Source organism: Bacillus marinisedimentorum (genome assembly GCF_001644195.2).
GTDB lineage: Bacteria > Bacillota > Bacilli > Bacillales > Bacillaceae_O > Bacillus_BL > Bacillus_BL marinisedimentorum.
In genome coordinates this window covers 36706-51438 of sequence record NZ_LWBL02000065.1, presented here as the reverse complement: position 1 = coordinate 51438, position 14733 = coordinate 36706, and the positions used below count along the sequence as shown (strand labels likewise).

At 47.7% G+C, this 14733-nt stretch carries 11 protein-coding genes and 19 tRNA genes; 26 read left to right on the top strand and 4 right to left on the bottom strand.

All coding sequences use genetic code 11. The features are described from left to right. Window positions 1–11: 11 nt before the first annotated feature. The 19 genes from A4U59_RS18555 to A4U59_RS18465 all read left to right on the top strand — a co-directional run bounded on the left by A4U59_RS18555 (window position 12) and on the right by A4U59_RS18465 (window position 2463). Window positions 12–87, top strand: a tRNA-Val gene (locus tag A4U59_RS18555). 208 nt (window positions 88–295) lie between these two features. After that, window positions 296–372, top strand: a tRNA-Met gene (locus A4U59_RS18550). Window positions 373–435: 63 nt separating this feature from the next. Further along, window positions 436–512, top strand: a tRNA-Asp gene (locus A4U59_RS18545). A gap of 14 nt (window positions 513–526) precedes the next feature. Continuing rightward, a tRNA-Thr gene (locus tag A4U59_RS18540) sits at window positions 527–602 on the top strand. A 16-nt stretch (window positions 603–618) separates the two neighbouring features. Then, window positions 619–702 (top strand) — tRNA-Leu (locus A4U59_RS18535). Window positions 703–708: 6 nt separating this feature from the next. Continuing rightward, window positions 709–783: transfer RNA gene (locus A4U59_RS18530), tRNA-Gly, on the top strand. A gap of 8 nt (window positions 784–791) precedes the next feature. Next, a tRNA-Arg gene (locus A4U59_RS18525) sits at window positions 792–868 on the top strand. Between the two features lie 5 nt (window positions 869–873). Further along, window positions 874–946 (top strand) — tRNA-Ala (locus A4U59_RS18520). Window positions 947–961: 15 nt separating this feature from the next. Further along, a tRNA-Met gene (locus tag A4U59_RS18515) sits at window positions 962–1038 on the top strand. 9 nt (window positions 1039–1047) lie between these two features. Continuing rightward, window positions 1048–1140, top strand: a tRNA-Ser gene (locus tag A4U59_RS18510). Window positions 1141–1147: 7 nt separating this feature from the next. Then, a tRNA-Phe gene (locus A4U59_RS18505) sits at window positions 1148–1223 on the top strand. Between the two features lie 91 nt (window positions 1224–1314). Further along, window positions 1315–1399: transfer RNA gene (locus tag A4U59_RS18500), tRNA-Tyr, on the top strand. A 3-nt stretch (window positions 1400–1402) separates the two neighbouring features. Continuing rightward, window positions 1403–1476: transfer RNA gene (locus A4U59_RS18495), tRNA-Trp, on the top strand. 12 nt (window positions 1477–1488) lie between these two features. Further along, window positions 1489–1561 (top strand) — tRNA-His (locus A4U59_RS18490). 24 nt (window positions 1562–1585) lie between these two features. Then, window positions 1586–1659, top strand: a tRNA-Cys gene (locus A4U59_RS18485). 285 nt (window positions 1660–1944) lie between these two features. Beyond that, window positions 1945–2018: transfer RNA gene (locus tag A4U59_RS18480), tRNA-Gly, on the top strand. A gap of 28 nt (window positions 2019–2046) precedes the next feature. Beyond that, a tRNA-Arg gene (locus A4U59_RS18475) sits at window positions 2047–2120 on the top strand. A gap of 192 nt (window positions 2121–2312) precedes the next feature. Beyond that, window positions 2313–2387 (top strand) — tRNA-Asn (locus tag A4U59_RS18470). A gap of 4 nt (window positions 2388–2391) precedes the next feature. Next, window positions 2392–2463: transfer RNA gene (locus A4U59_RS18465), tRNA-Glu, on the top strand. 467 nt (window positions 2464–2930) lie between these two features. On the opposite strand, the gene cydB is transcribed toward A4U59_RS18465, so the two are convergent. The 4 genes from cydB to A4U59_RS18445 form a co-directional block, all read right to left on the bottom strand. After that, window positions 2931–3959 (bottom strand): cytochrome d ubiquinol oxidase subunit II, encoded by a 1029-nt coding sequence (gene cydB / locus A4U59_RS18460; RefSeq protein ID WP_070121677.1) that lies wholly within the window; start codon window positions 3957–3959, stop codon window positions 2931–2933. After that, window positions 3949–5298: a cytochrome ubiquinol oxidase subunit I gene (locus A4U59_RS18455; RefSeq protein WP_070121676.1), complete on the bottom strand. Its 1350-nt coding sequence runs from the start codon at window positions 5296–5298 to the stop codon at window positions 3949–3951. The genes cydB and A4U59_RS18455 overlap by 11 nt, the downstream gene beginning before the upstream one ends. A 295-nt stretch (window positions 5299–5593) precedes the next feature. Next, window positions 5594–6265 carry a GNAT family N-acetyltransferase gene (locus tag A4U59_RS18450; protein ID WP_070121675.1) on the bottom strand — a complete coding sequence of 224 codons (672 nt, stop codon included), beginning with the start codon at window positions 6263–6265 and terminating at the stop codon, window positions 5594–5596. Window positions 6266–6414: 149 nt separating this feature from the next. After that, window positions 6415–7410, bottom strand: coding sequence for an NADPH:quinone oxidoreductase family protein (locus tag A4U59_RS18445; protein WP_070121674.1), 996 nt, complete (start codon window positions 7408–7410; stop codon window positions 6415–6417). Window positions 7411–7498: 88 nt separating this feature from the next. Between A4U59_RS18445 and A4U59_RS18440 the strand changes: the two genes are divergently transcribed. The 7 genes from A4U59_RS18440 (at window position 7499) to A4U59_RS18410 (ending at window position 14374) form a co-directional block, all read left to right on the top strand. After that, entirely contained in the window at window positions 7499–8089 is a 591-nt protein-coding gene (locus A4U59_RS18440) for a TetR/AcrR family transcriptional regulator (RefSeq protein WP_070121673.1), read from the top strand. A gap of 268 nt (window positions 8090–8357) precedes the next feature. Continuing rightward, window positions 8358–9566 carry a CapA family protein gene (locus A4U59_RS18435; RefSeq protein ID WP_157888226.1) on the top strand — a complete coding sequence of 403 codons (1209 nt, stop codon included), beginning with the start codon at window positions 8358–8360 and terminating at the stop codon, window positions 9564–9566. 208 nt (window positions 9567–9774) lie between these two features. Continuing rightward, window positions 9775–10872, top strand: a complete 1098-nt coding sequence (locus A4U59_RS18430; protein ID WP_070121672.1) for an SDR family oxidoreductase — start codon at window positions 9775–9777, stop codon at window positions 10870–10872. Between the two features lie 21 nt (window positions 10873–10893). Next, window positions 10894–12450 (top strand): aldehyde dehydrogenase family protein, encoded by a 1557-nt coding sequence (locus A4U59_RS18425; RefSeq protein WP_070121671.1) that lies wholly within the window; start codon window positions 10894–10896, stop codon window positions 12448–12450. Window positions 12451–12549: 99 nt separating this feature from the next. Beyond that, on the top strand, window positions 12550–13161 hold the full coding sequence (locus A4U59_RS18420) for a general stress protein (protein WP_070121670.1): 612 nt from the start codon (window positions 12550–12552) through the stop codon (window positions 13159–13161). Window positions 13162–13412: 251 nt separating this feature from the next. Further along, entirely contained in the window at window positions 13413–14030 is a 618-nt protein-coding gene (locus A4U59_RS18415) for a DUF3298 and DUF4163 domain-containing protein (protein WP_070121669.1), read from the top strand. Between the two features lie 65 nt (window positions 14031–14095). Further along, the gene (locus A4U59_RS18410) at window positions 14096–14374 is read left to right on the top strand and encodes a hypothetical protein (RefSeq protein ID WP_083270938.1); all 279 of its coding nucleotides are present in this window, start codon (window positions 14096–14098) and stop codon (window positions 14372–14374) included. Window positions 14375–14733: the final 359 nt, after the last annotated feature.

Genomic DNA, 14733 nt, shown 5'->3' with positions numbered 1-14733 from the left:
TATTAAATATTGGAGGATTAGCTCAGCTGGGAGAGCACCTGCCTTACAAGCAGGGGGTCGGCAGTTCGATCCTGTCATCCTCCACCATTGTGTTTTTAACCAAATAGCATTCAGGATAATATCCAATGTTATGATTTGTAACGTCGCGGGGTGGAACAACGAGCGTTACTTCAAAGAATACGCTTCGAGTTTTCTCGACGCATTAATCATCCTCGACTAAGCTGGAAGAGGAAGAGACAGTAGTTTTTAACCAAATAGCATTCAGGATAATATCCGATGTTATGATTTGTAACGTCGCGGGGTGGAGCAGTTCGGTAGCTCGTCGGGCTCATAACCCGAAGGTCACAGGTTCAAATCCTGTCCCCGCAACCAAATTAAAGCTGTTTAAATGACACAGTTTATTTTTTTTGCGTTTTTCTTCACATAACTGATTATGGTCCGGTAGTTCAGTTGGTTAGAATGCCTGCCTGTCACGCAGGAGGTCGCGGGTTCGAGTCCCGTCCGGACCGCCAGTAAGTATAATCATGCCGGTCTAGCTCAATTGGTAGAGCAACTGACTTGTAATCAGTAGGTTGGGGGTTCAAGTCCTCTGGCCGGCACCATCGAATCGGTTTATTAGCGGGTGTGGCGGAATTGGCAGACGCACTAGACTTAGGATCTAGCGCCTTTGGCGTGGGGGTTCAAGTCCCTCCACCCGCACCATATATTGCGGAAGTAGTTCAGTGGTAGAACACCACCTTGCCAAGGTGGGGGTCGCGGGTTCGAATCCCGTCTTCCGCTCCATTATTCATGCGCCCGTAGCTCAATTGGATAGAGCGTCTGACTACGGATCAGAAGGTTAGGGGTTCGACTCCTCTCGGGCGCGCCATACGTGGGGCCTTAGCTCAGCTGGGAGAGCGCCTGCTTTGCACGCAGGAGGTCAGCGGTTCGATCCCGCTAGGCTCCACTTTTATAACATGATGGCGGTGTAGCTCAGCTGGCTAGAGCGTACGGTTCATACCCGTGAGGTCGGGGGTTCGATCCCCTCCGCCGCTACCATTTACATACGGAGGAATACCTAAGTCTGGCTGAAGGGATCGGTCTTGAAAACCGACAGGGGCTTTGCGGCCCGCGGGGGTTCGAATCCCTCTTCCTCCGCCATATGCGTGGCTCGATAGCTCAGTCGGTAGAGCAGAGGACTGAAAATCCTCGTGTCGGCGGTTCGATTCCGTCTCGAGCCACCATTTGTTTTTAAATCGATTCACAGTAAGTGGGTTTTTGAATAATTATATATTGCCGGGTTAGAAAATTGATCTAACCTTTTTTAAATTACATGGAGGAGTAGCGAAGTGGCTAAACGCGGCAGACTGTAAATCTGTTCCCTCAGGGTTCGGTGGTTCGAATCCGCCCTCCTCCACCATTTAGGGGCATAGTTTAACGGTAGAACAGAGGTCTCCAAAACCTCCAGTGTGGGTTCGATTCCTACTGCCCCTGCCATTTTTGATTGCGGCGGTAGTGGCGAAGTGGTTAACGCACCGGATTGTGGCTCCGGCATTCGTGGGTTCGATTCCCATCTATCGCCCTTTTTCTTTACCTTTTCCATCCTGGCGGCATAGCCAAGTGGTAAGGCAGAGGTCTGCAAAACCTTTACCCCCGGTTCGAGTCCGGGTGCCGCCTCCAGCTTTCAAAATAATGAACCAATTTTAGTGCTGGTGTAGTTTAGTGGTAAAACCTCAGCCACGAGCATCACTTCTTTGAATATGCTGCGAGTTGCCTCGACGTATCAATCCCCCTGAGTAGGCTATCAGAGGAAGAGGCACAGGCTCGTAAAGGAAATAAAGTTTTGCAAGAAGTCAATTGCGAACGCACGAGTTGCCTCGACGCATTAATCCTCTTTGAATAAGCTATCAGAGGAAGAGGCATGACAACCGGAGACTAAAAATAAAATAATGAACCAATTTTAATGCGGGTGTAGTTTAGTGGTAAAACCTCAGCCTTCCAAGCTGATGTCGTGGGTTCGATTCCCATCACCCGCTCCATTTTTATGTTTTGGGCTTAAAAACTCATGCGCCCTTAGCTCAACCGGATAGAGCAACGGCCTTCTAAGCCGTAGGTTAGAGGTTCGAGTCCTCTAGGGCGCGTAAGAATTATTTTCCATGTTGATTTTTGCGGAATCTGGCTATAATAAAAAATGACTTATTCCACAGTAGCTCAATGACGAGCATCTGTGAATTGGCTGCGAGTTGCTTCGACGCATTCACTTCTTTGATTTAACTTGCAGAGGAAGAAGCAGTAGTTGTTAGCCAAATCAGGTAAGGAAGAAAGACAATTATTCCACAGTAGCTCAGTGGTAGAGCCCTCGGCTGTTAACCGAGCTGTCGCAGGTTCGAATCCTGCCTGTGGAGCCATTACGGCCCCTTGGTCAAGTGGTTAAGACACCGCCCTTTCACGGCGGTAACAGGGGTTCGAATCCCCTAGGGGTCATCTGATAAAGACCAGTCATTCAATGGCTGGTCTTTTTCCATGGCTTTTTGTACCCCAGGATAAAAAGATTAATCGTACATACGGGTTTAGCGGTTTCCCGTCGCAATTCACTATAAAAAGAAGGCTCTGTCTAACGAGGTTTTTAATACCCAATACAAAAGCCAGACATGATCTTACTAAAAGCGCAATTGCGAACCGTTCCCCTTTCACGAGAAATCGTCGCTGTAGAAGCGCGCTGGCCCGATTAGAGGGGTGATTCACGGGAAATCGTCCCTCTAAATGCACCCGGCCCGACTAGAGGTAGGAAAGCGAATGACTTCTCCTTAAAAAGCCGTCCCAACAATGTGTAAAATCAACAATCTTCTTTAACATATCCAAAATGAAATGGCATCCTGTAAAAGTGCAGCAATGGATACCCTGAAATGAACAAAGCACCTCCCGATCAAGGAGGTGCTTTGTGTTTACCTTTATTGATAGCCCTTAGCCGACTCTTTTGTAATCTTCTGTTTGAAGATCGTATAGCTCCACAACTGATAGGCGATAACAATCGGTACAAAGATTAATGCGACAACAAGCATGATTTGCAGGTTCAGTGCGCTCCCGGCTGCATCATACAAGGTGATGCTGTAGGCATTATCCACTTTGGACGGCAGCATGTTCGGGAACATGCCGGAAAAGCCGGTAGCCATAATTGAAAAAATCGTCAGTGATGTAAATGTAAAGGCAAGCCCGACCTTACCTTTATTCATGAACGGCTTTATCAGCAGGACAGAAACAAGGACCAGTGCAGGCAGCACCCAGAGAACCGGGTAATTCGCGAAGTTTTCAAACAGCGGTGTGCGGTTGTTTGTTGCAACCATGAATATCGCCGTGATGGCTGCTGCGGCAAACCACACTCTATGTCCGATATGGAGTGCTTTTTCAGCAGTGCTTCCTTCGGTTTTAATTGCTGTCCATAGCGATCCGGAAAGCAGGAACAAGCTTACGAAAAGCAGTCCGCCGAGAAGGCCGTACGGGTGAAGAAGGGACAGCAGTGTGCCTTCATAGCCTTCAGCTGTAATTTTCAGGCCGTCAAACAGGTTGGCAAAGGCAACGCCGAACAAGAGGGCGATGGCAACACTTCCCCCGAAAAAAGCCCATTTCCAGAACGATTGCCACAGCGGATTGTCATCTTTGTGCATGAATTCCAAACCGGTTGCCCGAAAGAACAGGGCAAACAAAATGAGCATGAGCGGTGTATAAAGGAAGCTGAACATATCCGCGTAAATTGCGGGAAAAGCCGCGAATGTGGCTCCGCCGGCGGTGATCAGCCATACTTCATTTCCGCCCCAAAACGGTCCGATCGCTTCCTGGAGCTGATTCCGCTCCTGCCGGTTTTTTGTCAAAAATGGGAATAGCATGCCGGTGCCGAGCGAATAAGCATCAAGAATAAAATAGATTGTCCAGATTAGGCCCCACAAACCGAACCAGATAATCGCGAGTGTATCATGAGACATGTTCGACATCCCCTTTCAATCCAGTCTTTGCCGGCAGCTCCGGACCTTTGCGCGCAAACTTGGTAATGAGGTAAACGTCCGCAATAATCAGGATGGTGTAGAATATGACCAGTCCTGCCAGCGAAAAGATTACCTGCCCGACTGAGATTGGCGAAACGGCTTCGGCTGTTTTCATCAACCCGTATACCGCCCAGGGCTGGCGTCCCGCTTCTGCCACCATCCATCCGAGATTGATCGCCAGGTAAGGCAGCAGGATGGAATAAAGCATCGTCTTCAAATACTTGCGGGAATCAACCAATTTATTTTTCCGATACAGGTAAACACCGTACCACGCCATGGCAAGGAAAAAGATTCCGAGGGCACCCATCGCCCTGAAGCTGTAAAAGACAAGAGGGACATTCGGCCGTTCGTCAGCCGGGATCTCCTTCAGTCCGGTCACTTCCCCGTTAAAGGAATTCGTGTAGAAGAAACTTCCCAAATTAGGAATGGATAAGGCTTCAAAGTTTTTCTCGTTTTCTGCATCAGGAATTTGGATAAGGCTGAAAGGAAGCCCTTGGCCCGTATCCCAGACTGCTTCCATCGCAGCGGCCTTTGCCGGCTGTTTTGTAGCGGTGAATACGCCGTGCTGGTGGCCGATAATAGGAGTCACTGTCGCGGCAATCACTGCCATGACAAGTGCCATCCGGAAAGAACGTTTGAAAAATTCCACTTCATTTTTTCGCAGAAGATGGTAGGCACTGATGGCCATTACGAAAAAGGAGCCTACGATATAGCTGGCAAATATGGTATGAAAGAACATGTACCAGGCGTATGGATTTGAAACGAGCTCTGTGAAACTGGCCAGTTCCGCACGGCCATTGTTCAGTACATAGCCGACAGGGTTCTGCATGAATCCGTTTGCGGTAATGATCCAGATTGCAGAAATGTTCGTTCCGATGGCAACCATCCAGATGGAAAACGCACGCATTTTCGGTGAGATTTTATCTTTGCCGAAAATATAGATGCCGATGAATGTAGATTCAAGGAAGAAAGCAACGAGCGCTTCGATCGCAAGCGGTGATCCGAAGATGTCACCCATATACTTGGAATATTCGGACCAGTTTGTCCCAAACTGGAATTCCATTGTAATGCCGGTGACAATTCCAAGCACGAAGTTGATAACAAACAGTTTTCCCCAGAAATCTGCCATTCTGCGATATAACGGATCGCGTGTCCGGGCAAATTTCGTTTCCATCACAGCCAGCAGAATGACCAGGCCGATCGTAAGCGGGACAAATAAAAAATGGTAGAATACTGTCACGGCAAACTGAATGCGGCTTAAAATGAGCACTTCACTCATAATGTGATAAGCCTCCTTTTCCCTTTTTACTATGGATACTAAGTTAATATTGGTAATGCTTCGTTTACAGTCTAATCCCAAACTGTGTAGGATGTATGAGGATTTTATTACAACATTGTGACTGAAAAGTTATTTTAATTTGCACTATGGATATCAATAAAACAGCTTAAATGCTTATATATAAGGAAAATAAGGCGGCGTTTTGGAGATGCCTTCTATAATTTAGTTATTTTAAAAAAATAAATACTCCTATCAATGCGAAAAATCACATGAACAGGAGTATTGAAAACTGATATTATTCAGTTGCTTTAAAAGGGTTTTTCCATTCCATAAGTGCCGCATAATGAAGAGATTCCTCATCTTCCAGGTATTGTTCCGCCACTTTGACAGGTGTTCTGCCGCACCGAAGTAAAAAGGTAAGGACAGGATCCTTTTCCTTTCCGGAAACAACCGCTTCAAGATATTGTTTCGGTGTTAACACATTTGATCTCTTGTGGTATCCGGGCATGCGTCCCCCGCCAAGGAGCCGGGTAAGATTTTTGTGGATGACCACATCATACATAGATAGCATCAACCACTTTCCCAGCTGCATTTTCCTGTAGGCAGGCCGCACTCCGATGTCGACTACGTAAAGGGTGTTTCCATCCGGGTTATGGTTCCTTATGTAGCCGTCATCCGTGATTTCTTCCCACGTGTGATCCTGACCATGCGGATGATAGTCCACAATCAACCCTGTCATAGAACCTGCAAGCTCACCCTCAACTTCGATACAAAGGGCACCCTCGGGAAAAAGGGTGATGTGATTTTTCAACTGTTCTTCATTCCAGAGCAATTCTGCCGGAAAAGGCGGCGGGAAACACTCTTTCTGGATGTTTATGAGGCCGGGAAAATCTTTCTCCTGATAATTGCGGATGACGGCATGGACAGGTTTTTCATCATTAAATACATATAAATTTTTTTCGTACACCCCAGCAACCTCCTTCTGATCTTACTTTAGTTGTAAACGGTGCCTGGGTCCCGGTGCTATAAACTATCGGGGGCCAGGCACCGCCACAAGAAAAAAGACTCCTGAACCAATTGTTTGCCCAATCTTCAGGAGTCTCTATGCATAAATGTCTATTCAGAAATCTTCACAACGGTCCGGCCTGTCATTTCACCTTTTAAGATGGAAGAAAGGCTGTCCGGCAGCTCTTCAAAGGAAATGACCCGCTCCATATCAGCAAGGTTGTCAGGCTTCAAGTCGGTTGCGAGCCGCTGCCATAGTTCCTTTCGAGGTCCGGCAGGGTAGTTCACGGAATCGATGCCGAGAATATCGACCGCACGGAGAATGAAAGGGAAGACGGCTGCAGGTACGTCTCCGCCGCCGGTCAGTCCGCTGACGGCTACAGCACCGTTGTAATTCAGCTTGCTCGTAATGGCTGCCAGCGTTTTCCCGCCGACGGGATCGACTGCTGCTGCCCAGCGCTGTTTGTCGAGCGGGCGCATTTTTTCCGGAAGGACCTCTTCACGGCTGATCACTTCTGCAGCGCCTATTTTTTTGAGGAATTGATGTGCTTCCTCTTTGCCGGTGCTGGCTTCTACTGTATATCCGCGTTTGGCGAGCATCGCAACAGCCATGCTGCCGACACCTCCGGTTGCACCGGTAACAAGGACAGGTCCGTCTTCAGGCTTCAGGCCGTTTTGTTCAAGCCGGTGGACGGAAAGAGCAGCTGTAAAACCGGCCGTTCCGATTGCCATTGCCTCTTGCAGGGAGAGCCCTTCCGGAAGCGGCACGACCCACTCAGCCGGAACTCTTGCGTATTCACTGTAACCGCCATAATGGGAGACGCCGAGTTCATAGCTGGTGACGATAACTTCATCGCCTTCTTTGTAACGGTCATCTTTTGAATCGACAACTGTTCCCGCCAGGTCAATTCCCGGGATGAAAGGGTAGGAGCGGACAATTTTTCCATTCGGTATACTTGCAAGTCCATCCTTATAGTTGACGCTTGAGTAGGACACGTGAATGGTTACGTCTCCTTCAGGAAGTTCATCCAGTGTAAGTTTTTGAAAATCAGCAGTGAAATCCGTTTCTGTTTTGTTAACGACAAAGGCTTTGAATTCAGTGTTCATGTTTTCCCTCCTAAATTGAAAATCCACCCTCAGTATAGTAAAATTATTCTGACCGGTCAATTTATTAGGTAAAGGGAGCCAGATAGAAATGGGAGAACGTGCAGAAAAGAGGCGGAGGCAAATATTGAAGGCTGCGTTCAGGGCGGTCGCCGAGAAAGGCTTTGATGCCGTGACTCTTCAAGATTTTGCTGATTATGCAGGGGTCAGTAAAGGGGTAACAAGCTATTACTTTAAAAATAAAGAAGATGTATTAAGTCAGCTGCTCATATGGGTGACAGGCAGGATAAACGAAAAAGAATGCCAGGCAATTCAAATGGGAAAGACAGCTCTGGCAAAACTGGAGGCTTATGTGGATGCCGCGTTTGTAAGCCCAGAGGAAAACAGCACTTTTTATAGCGTTTATCTTGACTTCCTGGCCAGGGCGAGCAGGAATGACGCCTTTCAGGAAATCAACCGGGCCTTTTATGAAAACTGCTGGTCGATTGGAAGGGAAATCGTGGAACTTGGAAAACAGGAGGGTGTCTTTAACAGCGAAACGGATCCAGAACAGGCAGCTGTGGCAATACGGGCTACCATCGATGGGATTCTGATTCAGTGGCTGATGCGCGGGGAAGAAGACATGCACGGTTTTTACAAAAAAGCTTGTCTTGAGACGATAATTGGATATTTGCACAAATAAGTCCGCTTTCAGAAGCGGGCTTTTTCGTATTTTGAGTTCTTTCCAAGACATTCTTTGGTTCATAACAAGTTGAAACTGTGCTTGAGCAATAGCGGCGGCTAGGCTCACTACCAGGCCGCGGGAAAGAACGATTACCTGGACACGGAAAGCAGAAAAAGTTCGCCGAAATAATTTTTTGAAAATTTTGCTGAATTGTCATTATAAAAACGAATATTTTTGTCAGGATATGGTACCTTATTCTAGAAATAAGGTAAATGGGGTGACGGAAATGAAAGTGGTGCACGGCATCAATATTGTACTGACAATCCTGCTCGTCTTGGTGGTTTATACAGGCTTCTTTCACCCCGAACAGATGCGGAGCTTTGTTCCTGTTCCCCGAAGTGAAAGCGCTTCCGTAACTGTGGATGAAGCAGCGGCCGGCTTGCACTCCAATAAGCAGGTCAAACTTCAAAAGAAACAAACACCCATTCAAAAAAAGACTGCGACATTTGCTGCGGTCGGGGATGTTTTGATTCATAAGCGGGTGTATAGCACCGCGGTTGACAATGAAGGCAAATATGATTTTTCGGCGGCATTTCAAGAAGTCCTTCCGATTCTTGAAGGACCTGACATTACAATGGCCAACTCGGAAAGTATCATCGGCGGGGCGGAGCTGGGCCTTTCCACGTATCCTGCTTTCAATAGTCCGCATGAGGTCGGCGATAGCATGAAAGAAAGCGGCATTGATATCGTATCTATGGCAAATAACCACACGCTGGATAAAGGAGAAGCCGGAGTGAGAAGCGCTATACGGTATTGGGACAGCATCGGAGTGAAACATAGCGGCGCTGCCTTAAGCGAGGGGGACCAGAATACCCTACCTGTGATTGAGCGAAACGGAATTTCATTTGCATTCGCATCATTCACATACGCGACAAATGGATACCGGCCTCCGGCAGGAAAAGGCTACCTCGTCAACTACCTGGATAAAACAGCGGTGAAACAGGCGATCGAGAAGGCAAAAAAGATGGCGGATGTGGCCGTAGTAAGCATGCATTTCGGCAATGAGTACGAACGTCTTCCGAATGAGTACCAGCAGGAATGGGTCCAGTTCGCGGCGAATGCCGGTGCTGATATTATAATAGGTCATCATCCGCACGTGCTTCAGCCGCCTGCGTGGATCACCGGGAAAAACGGCAATAAAGCATTCGCTGTCTACTCCCTCGGCAACTTTTTTTCAGGACAGGATGGGCTGTATAAGCAAATCGGCGGCATGATCCAGCTGGAAGTGGAAAAGATGGTGAGGCCGGACGGTACAACACACCTGACTCTTCAGCATCCGCAGTTCACACCGACATATGTAGAGCGCGGACTTGACCAGAAATACAGAGTCCTGCCGCTTGGGTCTGTTACAGAAGAGCAGCTTCCCGGCGTCCCTGCCATCTATAAAGAAATACAACAACATATGTCCCGATGGATGACGGACTTGACGTTTTGAAGCATTTGTGAAAAATCAGCTTAACTCACAAATGCTTTTTTAATTTTTTGACAATTCTCATCATTTTTGTCTATAATCATTTTACAACAAAGAAAACGTTTTCTTTTACGAGTGTCGACAAAAGCTGGCGGTTTCAAGGGAAACAAACGCTGTCAATTTTATGAAATGGAATGAATGAATTGTCATTCATAATAAAGGAGAGGGAACAATGGGCAATACTTATTTTTTCACCGGTTTTCCCGGCTTTATAGCAAGGGCACTTCTTAAAGAACTGAGTGCGGAAGATTATACAATCGACCACATTTACCTGCTGGTGCAGCCGCAGATGGCGGAAACGGCCCGCCAGGAGATTGCCAGCCTTGCCCGTTCGACAACACTGGCTGAGGACAGCTTTACAATCATAGAGGGCGATATCACGAAACCAAACCTTGATATGGACGAAGGCTTGCTGCCGGAACTTCAATCGTCCATAACCCACGTTTTCCATCTTGCCGCAGTCTACGACTTAGCGGTTCCAAAAAAAATTGCGTATAATGTCAATGTAAATGGAACAAAGCGGGTGAATGATTGGGTCCTTACCCTTGATAATATCGACCGTTACGTATATTTCAGCACCGCTTTTGTATCAGGTGACAGGGAAGGAAGAATTCTTGAAAGTGAACTCGAAATGGGGCAATCGTTCAAAAACCACTATGAAAGCACAAAATATGAAGCGGAATTGCTGGTGCGAGGCATTATGGAGCGGGTTCCGACTACCGTTATCAGGCCTGGCATCGTTAAAGGGCATTCCAGGACTGGCGAGACGATCAAATTTGACGGCCCGTATTTCATACTGAACCTGCTTGATGCGATGAAATTTTCGCCTATCATTCCTTATTTCGGTTCAGGCGACGCATTTGGCAATTTTGTCCCCGTGGATTATATTATTGAAGCAGTCATTTATTTGGCCCACCAGGAAAAGGGTGCCGGAAAAACGTATCACCTGACAGATCCTAACCCTTTCAAAGTAAAGGATGTTTACCGGCTTCTCATGAAAGAATCCCTCGGCAAAAAGCCGACAGGAACAATCCCACTTCCGCTTGCTGCCGCTCTTTTAAGGGTGAAGCCGGTGCGCAAGTGGCTGAAGGTCGAAAGGGAAGCGATGGACTATTTCGCCTGCAAGTCGTTTTATGACAGCAGCCAGGCCCTGGCAGATCTGAAAGATTCGGGCATTAAAGTCCCGAGTTTCGCCAGCCAGGTCGGTCCGATGGTATCTTTTTACCTGGAGAACAAAAGTGACAGGAGCAAGCATGTTGCAATCCGATAAACGAAAAGGAGCTGGTTGTTGATGCAGCTAGAGCAAAACTCACTGCCGAAGTTGCGTGTGCTGGATCCAGCTGAAAACCGCATCATTGAAGAAATTGATGAAACACCGCCCGGAGAAGCGGGCAGGCTTTATGAGAACGCTCGTACGGCTTTTGAGTCGTGGTCGGCCCTGCCTGTTGCCGAACGGATCCGTTATTTGCGCAAGCTCCGCCATTACCTTGCCGAGCATATGGAGGAAAGCATTCAAACCGTCTCCAGAGACACCGGAAAAGTTGAAGTGGAGGCGCTAATGGCTGATTTGATGCCGGTGCTGGATGCTCTGCAGCATATCGAGAAGCATGCCGGAAAAATCCTCGGTCGGGAAAAGAAGCCGACGCCGATTGTCTTCTTCGGCAAAAAATCATATGTCGAATATATGCCGCGCGGAGTGGTGCTTGTCATTTCACCATGGAATTATCCGCTTCAGCTCGCCATGATTCCGGCAATCAGCGCCCTGGCCGCCGGTAATACCGTGATTTTGAAACCATCCGAAGTGACGCCTCTTGTCGGGCTTCATATCGAAAAGGTGTTCAAGGAAGCCGGATTCCCGGATAACGTCATCCAGGTGGCTCACGGCGGCAAAGAACTTGGAGCCGCCCTTACAAAAGGGAAGCCTGATTATATCTTTTTCACCGGTTCCGTACGCACCGGCCAGATCATTCAGGAAGTCGCCGCTAAGGATTTGATTCCGACCACCCTTGAGCTTGGCGGCAAAGATCCGATGATTGTATTCAAGGATGCAAACATTGAGCGCGCCGTCCAGGGAGCGATCTGGGGAGCGTTCACAAACAGCGGCCAGACGTGTATGGCGATTGAGCGGCTGTATGTGGAACGGCCGATTTATGAAACTTTTTTGCAAAAGCTGATCGGCGAAGTGAACAAGCTCAAGCATGGTAAAACAAAAGACGGTGATATCGGTTCGATGACGTTCCCGGGCCAGCTGGATATCATGCGTGTCCAGCTTGAAGAAGCGCTCGCTAATGGAGCGAAGCTTGCAACCGGCACGCCGCCCGGCAAGTGGAATACGGATAAGGGCCTCTATGTGCCGCCGACTGTTGTCACTGAGGTCGGCCAGGATATGAAAATCATGCAGGAAGAATCATTCGGCCCGCTGCTTCCGATTATGCCGTTTGATACCGAGGAAGAAGCTATTGCCCTTGCCAACGGAACAGAGTACGGATTGAACAGCAGTATCTATACATCCGATATTGCGAAAGCGGAACGGGTAGCTTCAAAGCTTGTAAGCGGCGGTGTCGTCATCAACGATGTACTGATCACGGTCGCGAACCACCATCTTCCCTTCGGCGGGGCAAAAAAGAGCGGAATCGGCCGGTACCACGGTGATGAAGGGCTTCGAATTTTTACGCACCCGAAAGCGGTAATGGTTGATAAAGGCCGGAAGGATACCGAGCTCCCATGGTATCCGTATGAAGGGACTTACCCGCATTTCAAAAAGTTATTCCACAGCATGTATGGGCGGAAACGAAACTGGATTATATTTGCGGCAGCTTTTCTCGCCTTGATGAGAAAGAAAAAGTAATCTTCATGTAAAAAAAGCAGTGAAACTGTAACCAGCGGTTTCGCTGCTTTTTTCTATGGGAATGGAAGTTATATACAGACTGAACGAGGAGGAAAAAAGATGAGCAATCGTGTCGTAGGTGTTTTCCATACAAAAGAGGAGGCGATCCGGGTCATCCGGGCATTGAGGGACCGCGGGTATGATGCCGAAGATATTTCGATTGTCGCCAAATCAGATTCCGCAGTGGCCCGGATCGAAAAGGAGACTGGCGGCGATTATGAATATGAAGAAGGATCAAAGGTAATGGAAGGATTGACAGCAGGTGCCGCCGGCGGAGGGCTTCTTGGCGGCATTGCCGGACTCCTGCTCGGTCTCGGCACCTTCGCCATTCCCGGATTGGGGGCGCTTGTAGCAGCAGGCCCGCTCGCAGCCACACTTGGCGGTGCCGCTGCCGGAGGGGCAGTCGGCGGCATTGTCGGCGCACTTGTCGGAATGGGCATCCCTGAAGAGGATGCAAAAGTATATGAGCAGCACGTAAAAGAAGGCCGTATTCTTGTGATCGTTGATGTGGGTGATACGAATGAAGATGAAATATACGATACGTTTATTACAAATAACTCACTTCATTCAAAAATGTATTCTGTAGCAGATCATGAGGATGGCAGGAAATCAGTAAATGAAAGAGACCGGGATCAGGGGCTGGCCGTAAGAAGAGATGACAATCGTTTTTGATTTTTCCTAATAGGCAATTTACAGAAGCCGGTCCCTGATACCTTTTTAATGGATTGAAAATGCTCAGACTTTGTTCTGGGCTTTTTCATTATCAGCGAGTTTCCCCATGAAGCATAGCTCTGTACCGGTTTTCTTTTTATCTCAGGCTGTTTTTCACTATGAGCATAGTCAGAGATTTTCCTTCCCCTTAGCCAATCCGTCACCGGGACACCCGCCTGCACATACAATACAGGAGAGTGGAGGCGAAAAAGATGGAGATGAAAAAACAGCCAAAATCGGAGGCGCCTGGTCCTGTCCGCGTGATCCGTATTGTAATGGATAAAGATGGGGTCAACGTGAAATATCCTAAAGTTGTCGGCATGAGGAACAAGCAAGCTGAAGCCAGTATGAATAAAGCCATGCTGGCACTGTCCCGGCAGATGACCAGTTCTTTGAAAAAGGAAGCCGAAGCAGCAGTTGAAGGCAGGTATGATATTGTTTTCAATGACCGTGGCCTGCTTAGTGTGCTGTTTGAGCAATTTCCAACTGGGGCAAAGAATGAACGCATGATCAGAAGGTCACTGACGTTTCAAACGGATACGGGCAGCATTCTTATGTTCCGGAATCTTTTCAAAGAGGGCAGCTATTATAAAACGAAACTTTCGCGCCTCGTCAGAGAGGAAATAAAGGAAAAAGCAATGACTCTTCCAGATGATTTCACCGGGGTGAAGGACGATCAGGAATACTATTTGACATCTGAAGGCATTGTCATCTTTGACGGCGGCTGCCGGGAATTCATATTCCCATACAGCGGCAGCGTCCAACTCCTTGCCAGCGGGCCGCTTGCGGGGTTCACGGAAGAAAGTGTCACAAAAGTAAAAAGGTTGTAAGTTAAATTTTCTTCCAGACGGGTATTTAGAACATATAAAGACAACCTGTAAAGGAGGAAGGGACGATGAACACACAAAAAACGATGAAATGGTCCGGGGTTGCTCTTGGCGGCCTTGGTGCTGCCGCATATGTACTGTCAGATAGAAAGCGCCGTGTGAAAGCTCAGGAAAAAGCGTACGAACTTGCCCAAAAAATTCCGTTTGTCAACATTGAGCAGGATAAAGAAGTCCCTGTAGAAAAAGGCGGGAACCCAGATCCGTACGACCTGGCAGATAACAACATGGTTGCAGAAGGCGCCCAAACTTCTGTCCAGTATTATAATGACACTAGGAATATGAAATAAACGCACTGTTTTTGAAGGGTGACGAGCTCGGTTTTCCAGTGCCAAAAGCATATGAATCAGCAGACCAAATCGTACATGATTTGGTCTCTTTTTTATTTCTTTTAAACTTAGGAATTATAGGATTTCAATATCCGATTTTAATACATTGCATTTTCAAAGGGGAAGTTGATTTCCGCTGCAGGGGCTCGCTTTCATCACGGGCTGAGGCGAGCATCTGCAACGGAAAGGAACGGGCAAATTCCAGAAGAGTCTACTGTCATTTTCACAGAAATATTTATTCCATCAAAGGTTGCTCTATTTGAATAACGCTCAATTCCTCTGGGTGTTTTTTCTAATTGTAAAGTTATTTACCTTGTTAG

What these genes read in the sequence shown, in the direction of transcription:
- A4U59_RS18420 (WP_070121670.1), top strand. Translation starts at nt 12,550, where the DNA reads ATGAGCAATCGTGTCGTAGGTGTTTTCCATACAAAAGAGGAGGCGATC.
- A4U59_RS18435 (WP_157888226.1), top strand. Translation starts at nt 8,358, where the DNA reads ATGAAAGTGGTGCACGGCATCAATATTGTACTGACAATCCTGCTCGTC.
- A4U59_RS18455 (WP_070121676.1), bottom strand. Translation starts at nt 5,298, where the DNA reads ATGAGTGAAGTGCTCATTTTAAGCCGCATTCAGTTTGCCGTGACAGTA.
- A4U59_RS18425 (WP_070121671.1), top strand. Translation starts at nt 10,894, where the DNA reads ATGCAGCTAGAGCAAAACTCACTGCCGAAGTTGCGTGTGCTGGATCCA.
- A4U59_RS18415 (WP_070121669.1), top strand. Translation starts at nt 13,413, where the DNA reads ATGGAGATGAAAAAACAGCCAAAATCGGAGGCGCCTGGTCCTGTCCGC.
- cydB (WP_070121677.1), bottom strand. Translation starts at nt 3,959, where the DNA reads ATGTCTCATGATACACTCGCGATTATCTGGTTCGGTTTGTGGGGCCTA.
- A4U59_RS18430 (WP_070121672.1), top strand. Translation starts at nt 9,775, where the DNA reads ATGGGCAATACTTATTTTTTCACCGGTTTTCCCGGCTTTATAGCAAGG.
- A4U59_RS18440 (WP_070121673.1), top strand. Translation starts at nt 7,499, where the DNA reads ATGGGAGAACGTGCAGAAAAGAGGCGGAGGCAAATATTGAAGGCTGCG.
- A4U59_RS18445 (WP_070121674.1), bottom strand. Translation starts at nt 7,410, where the DNA reads ATGAACACTGAATTCAAAGCCTTTGTCGTTAACAAAACAGAAACGGAT.
- A4U59_RS18410 (WP_083270938.1), top strand. Translation starts at nt 14,096, where the DNA reads ATGAACACACAAAAAACGATGAAATGGTCCGGGGTTGCTCTTGGCGGC.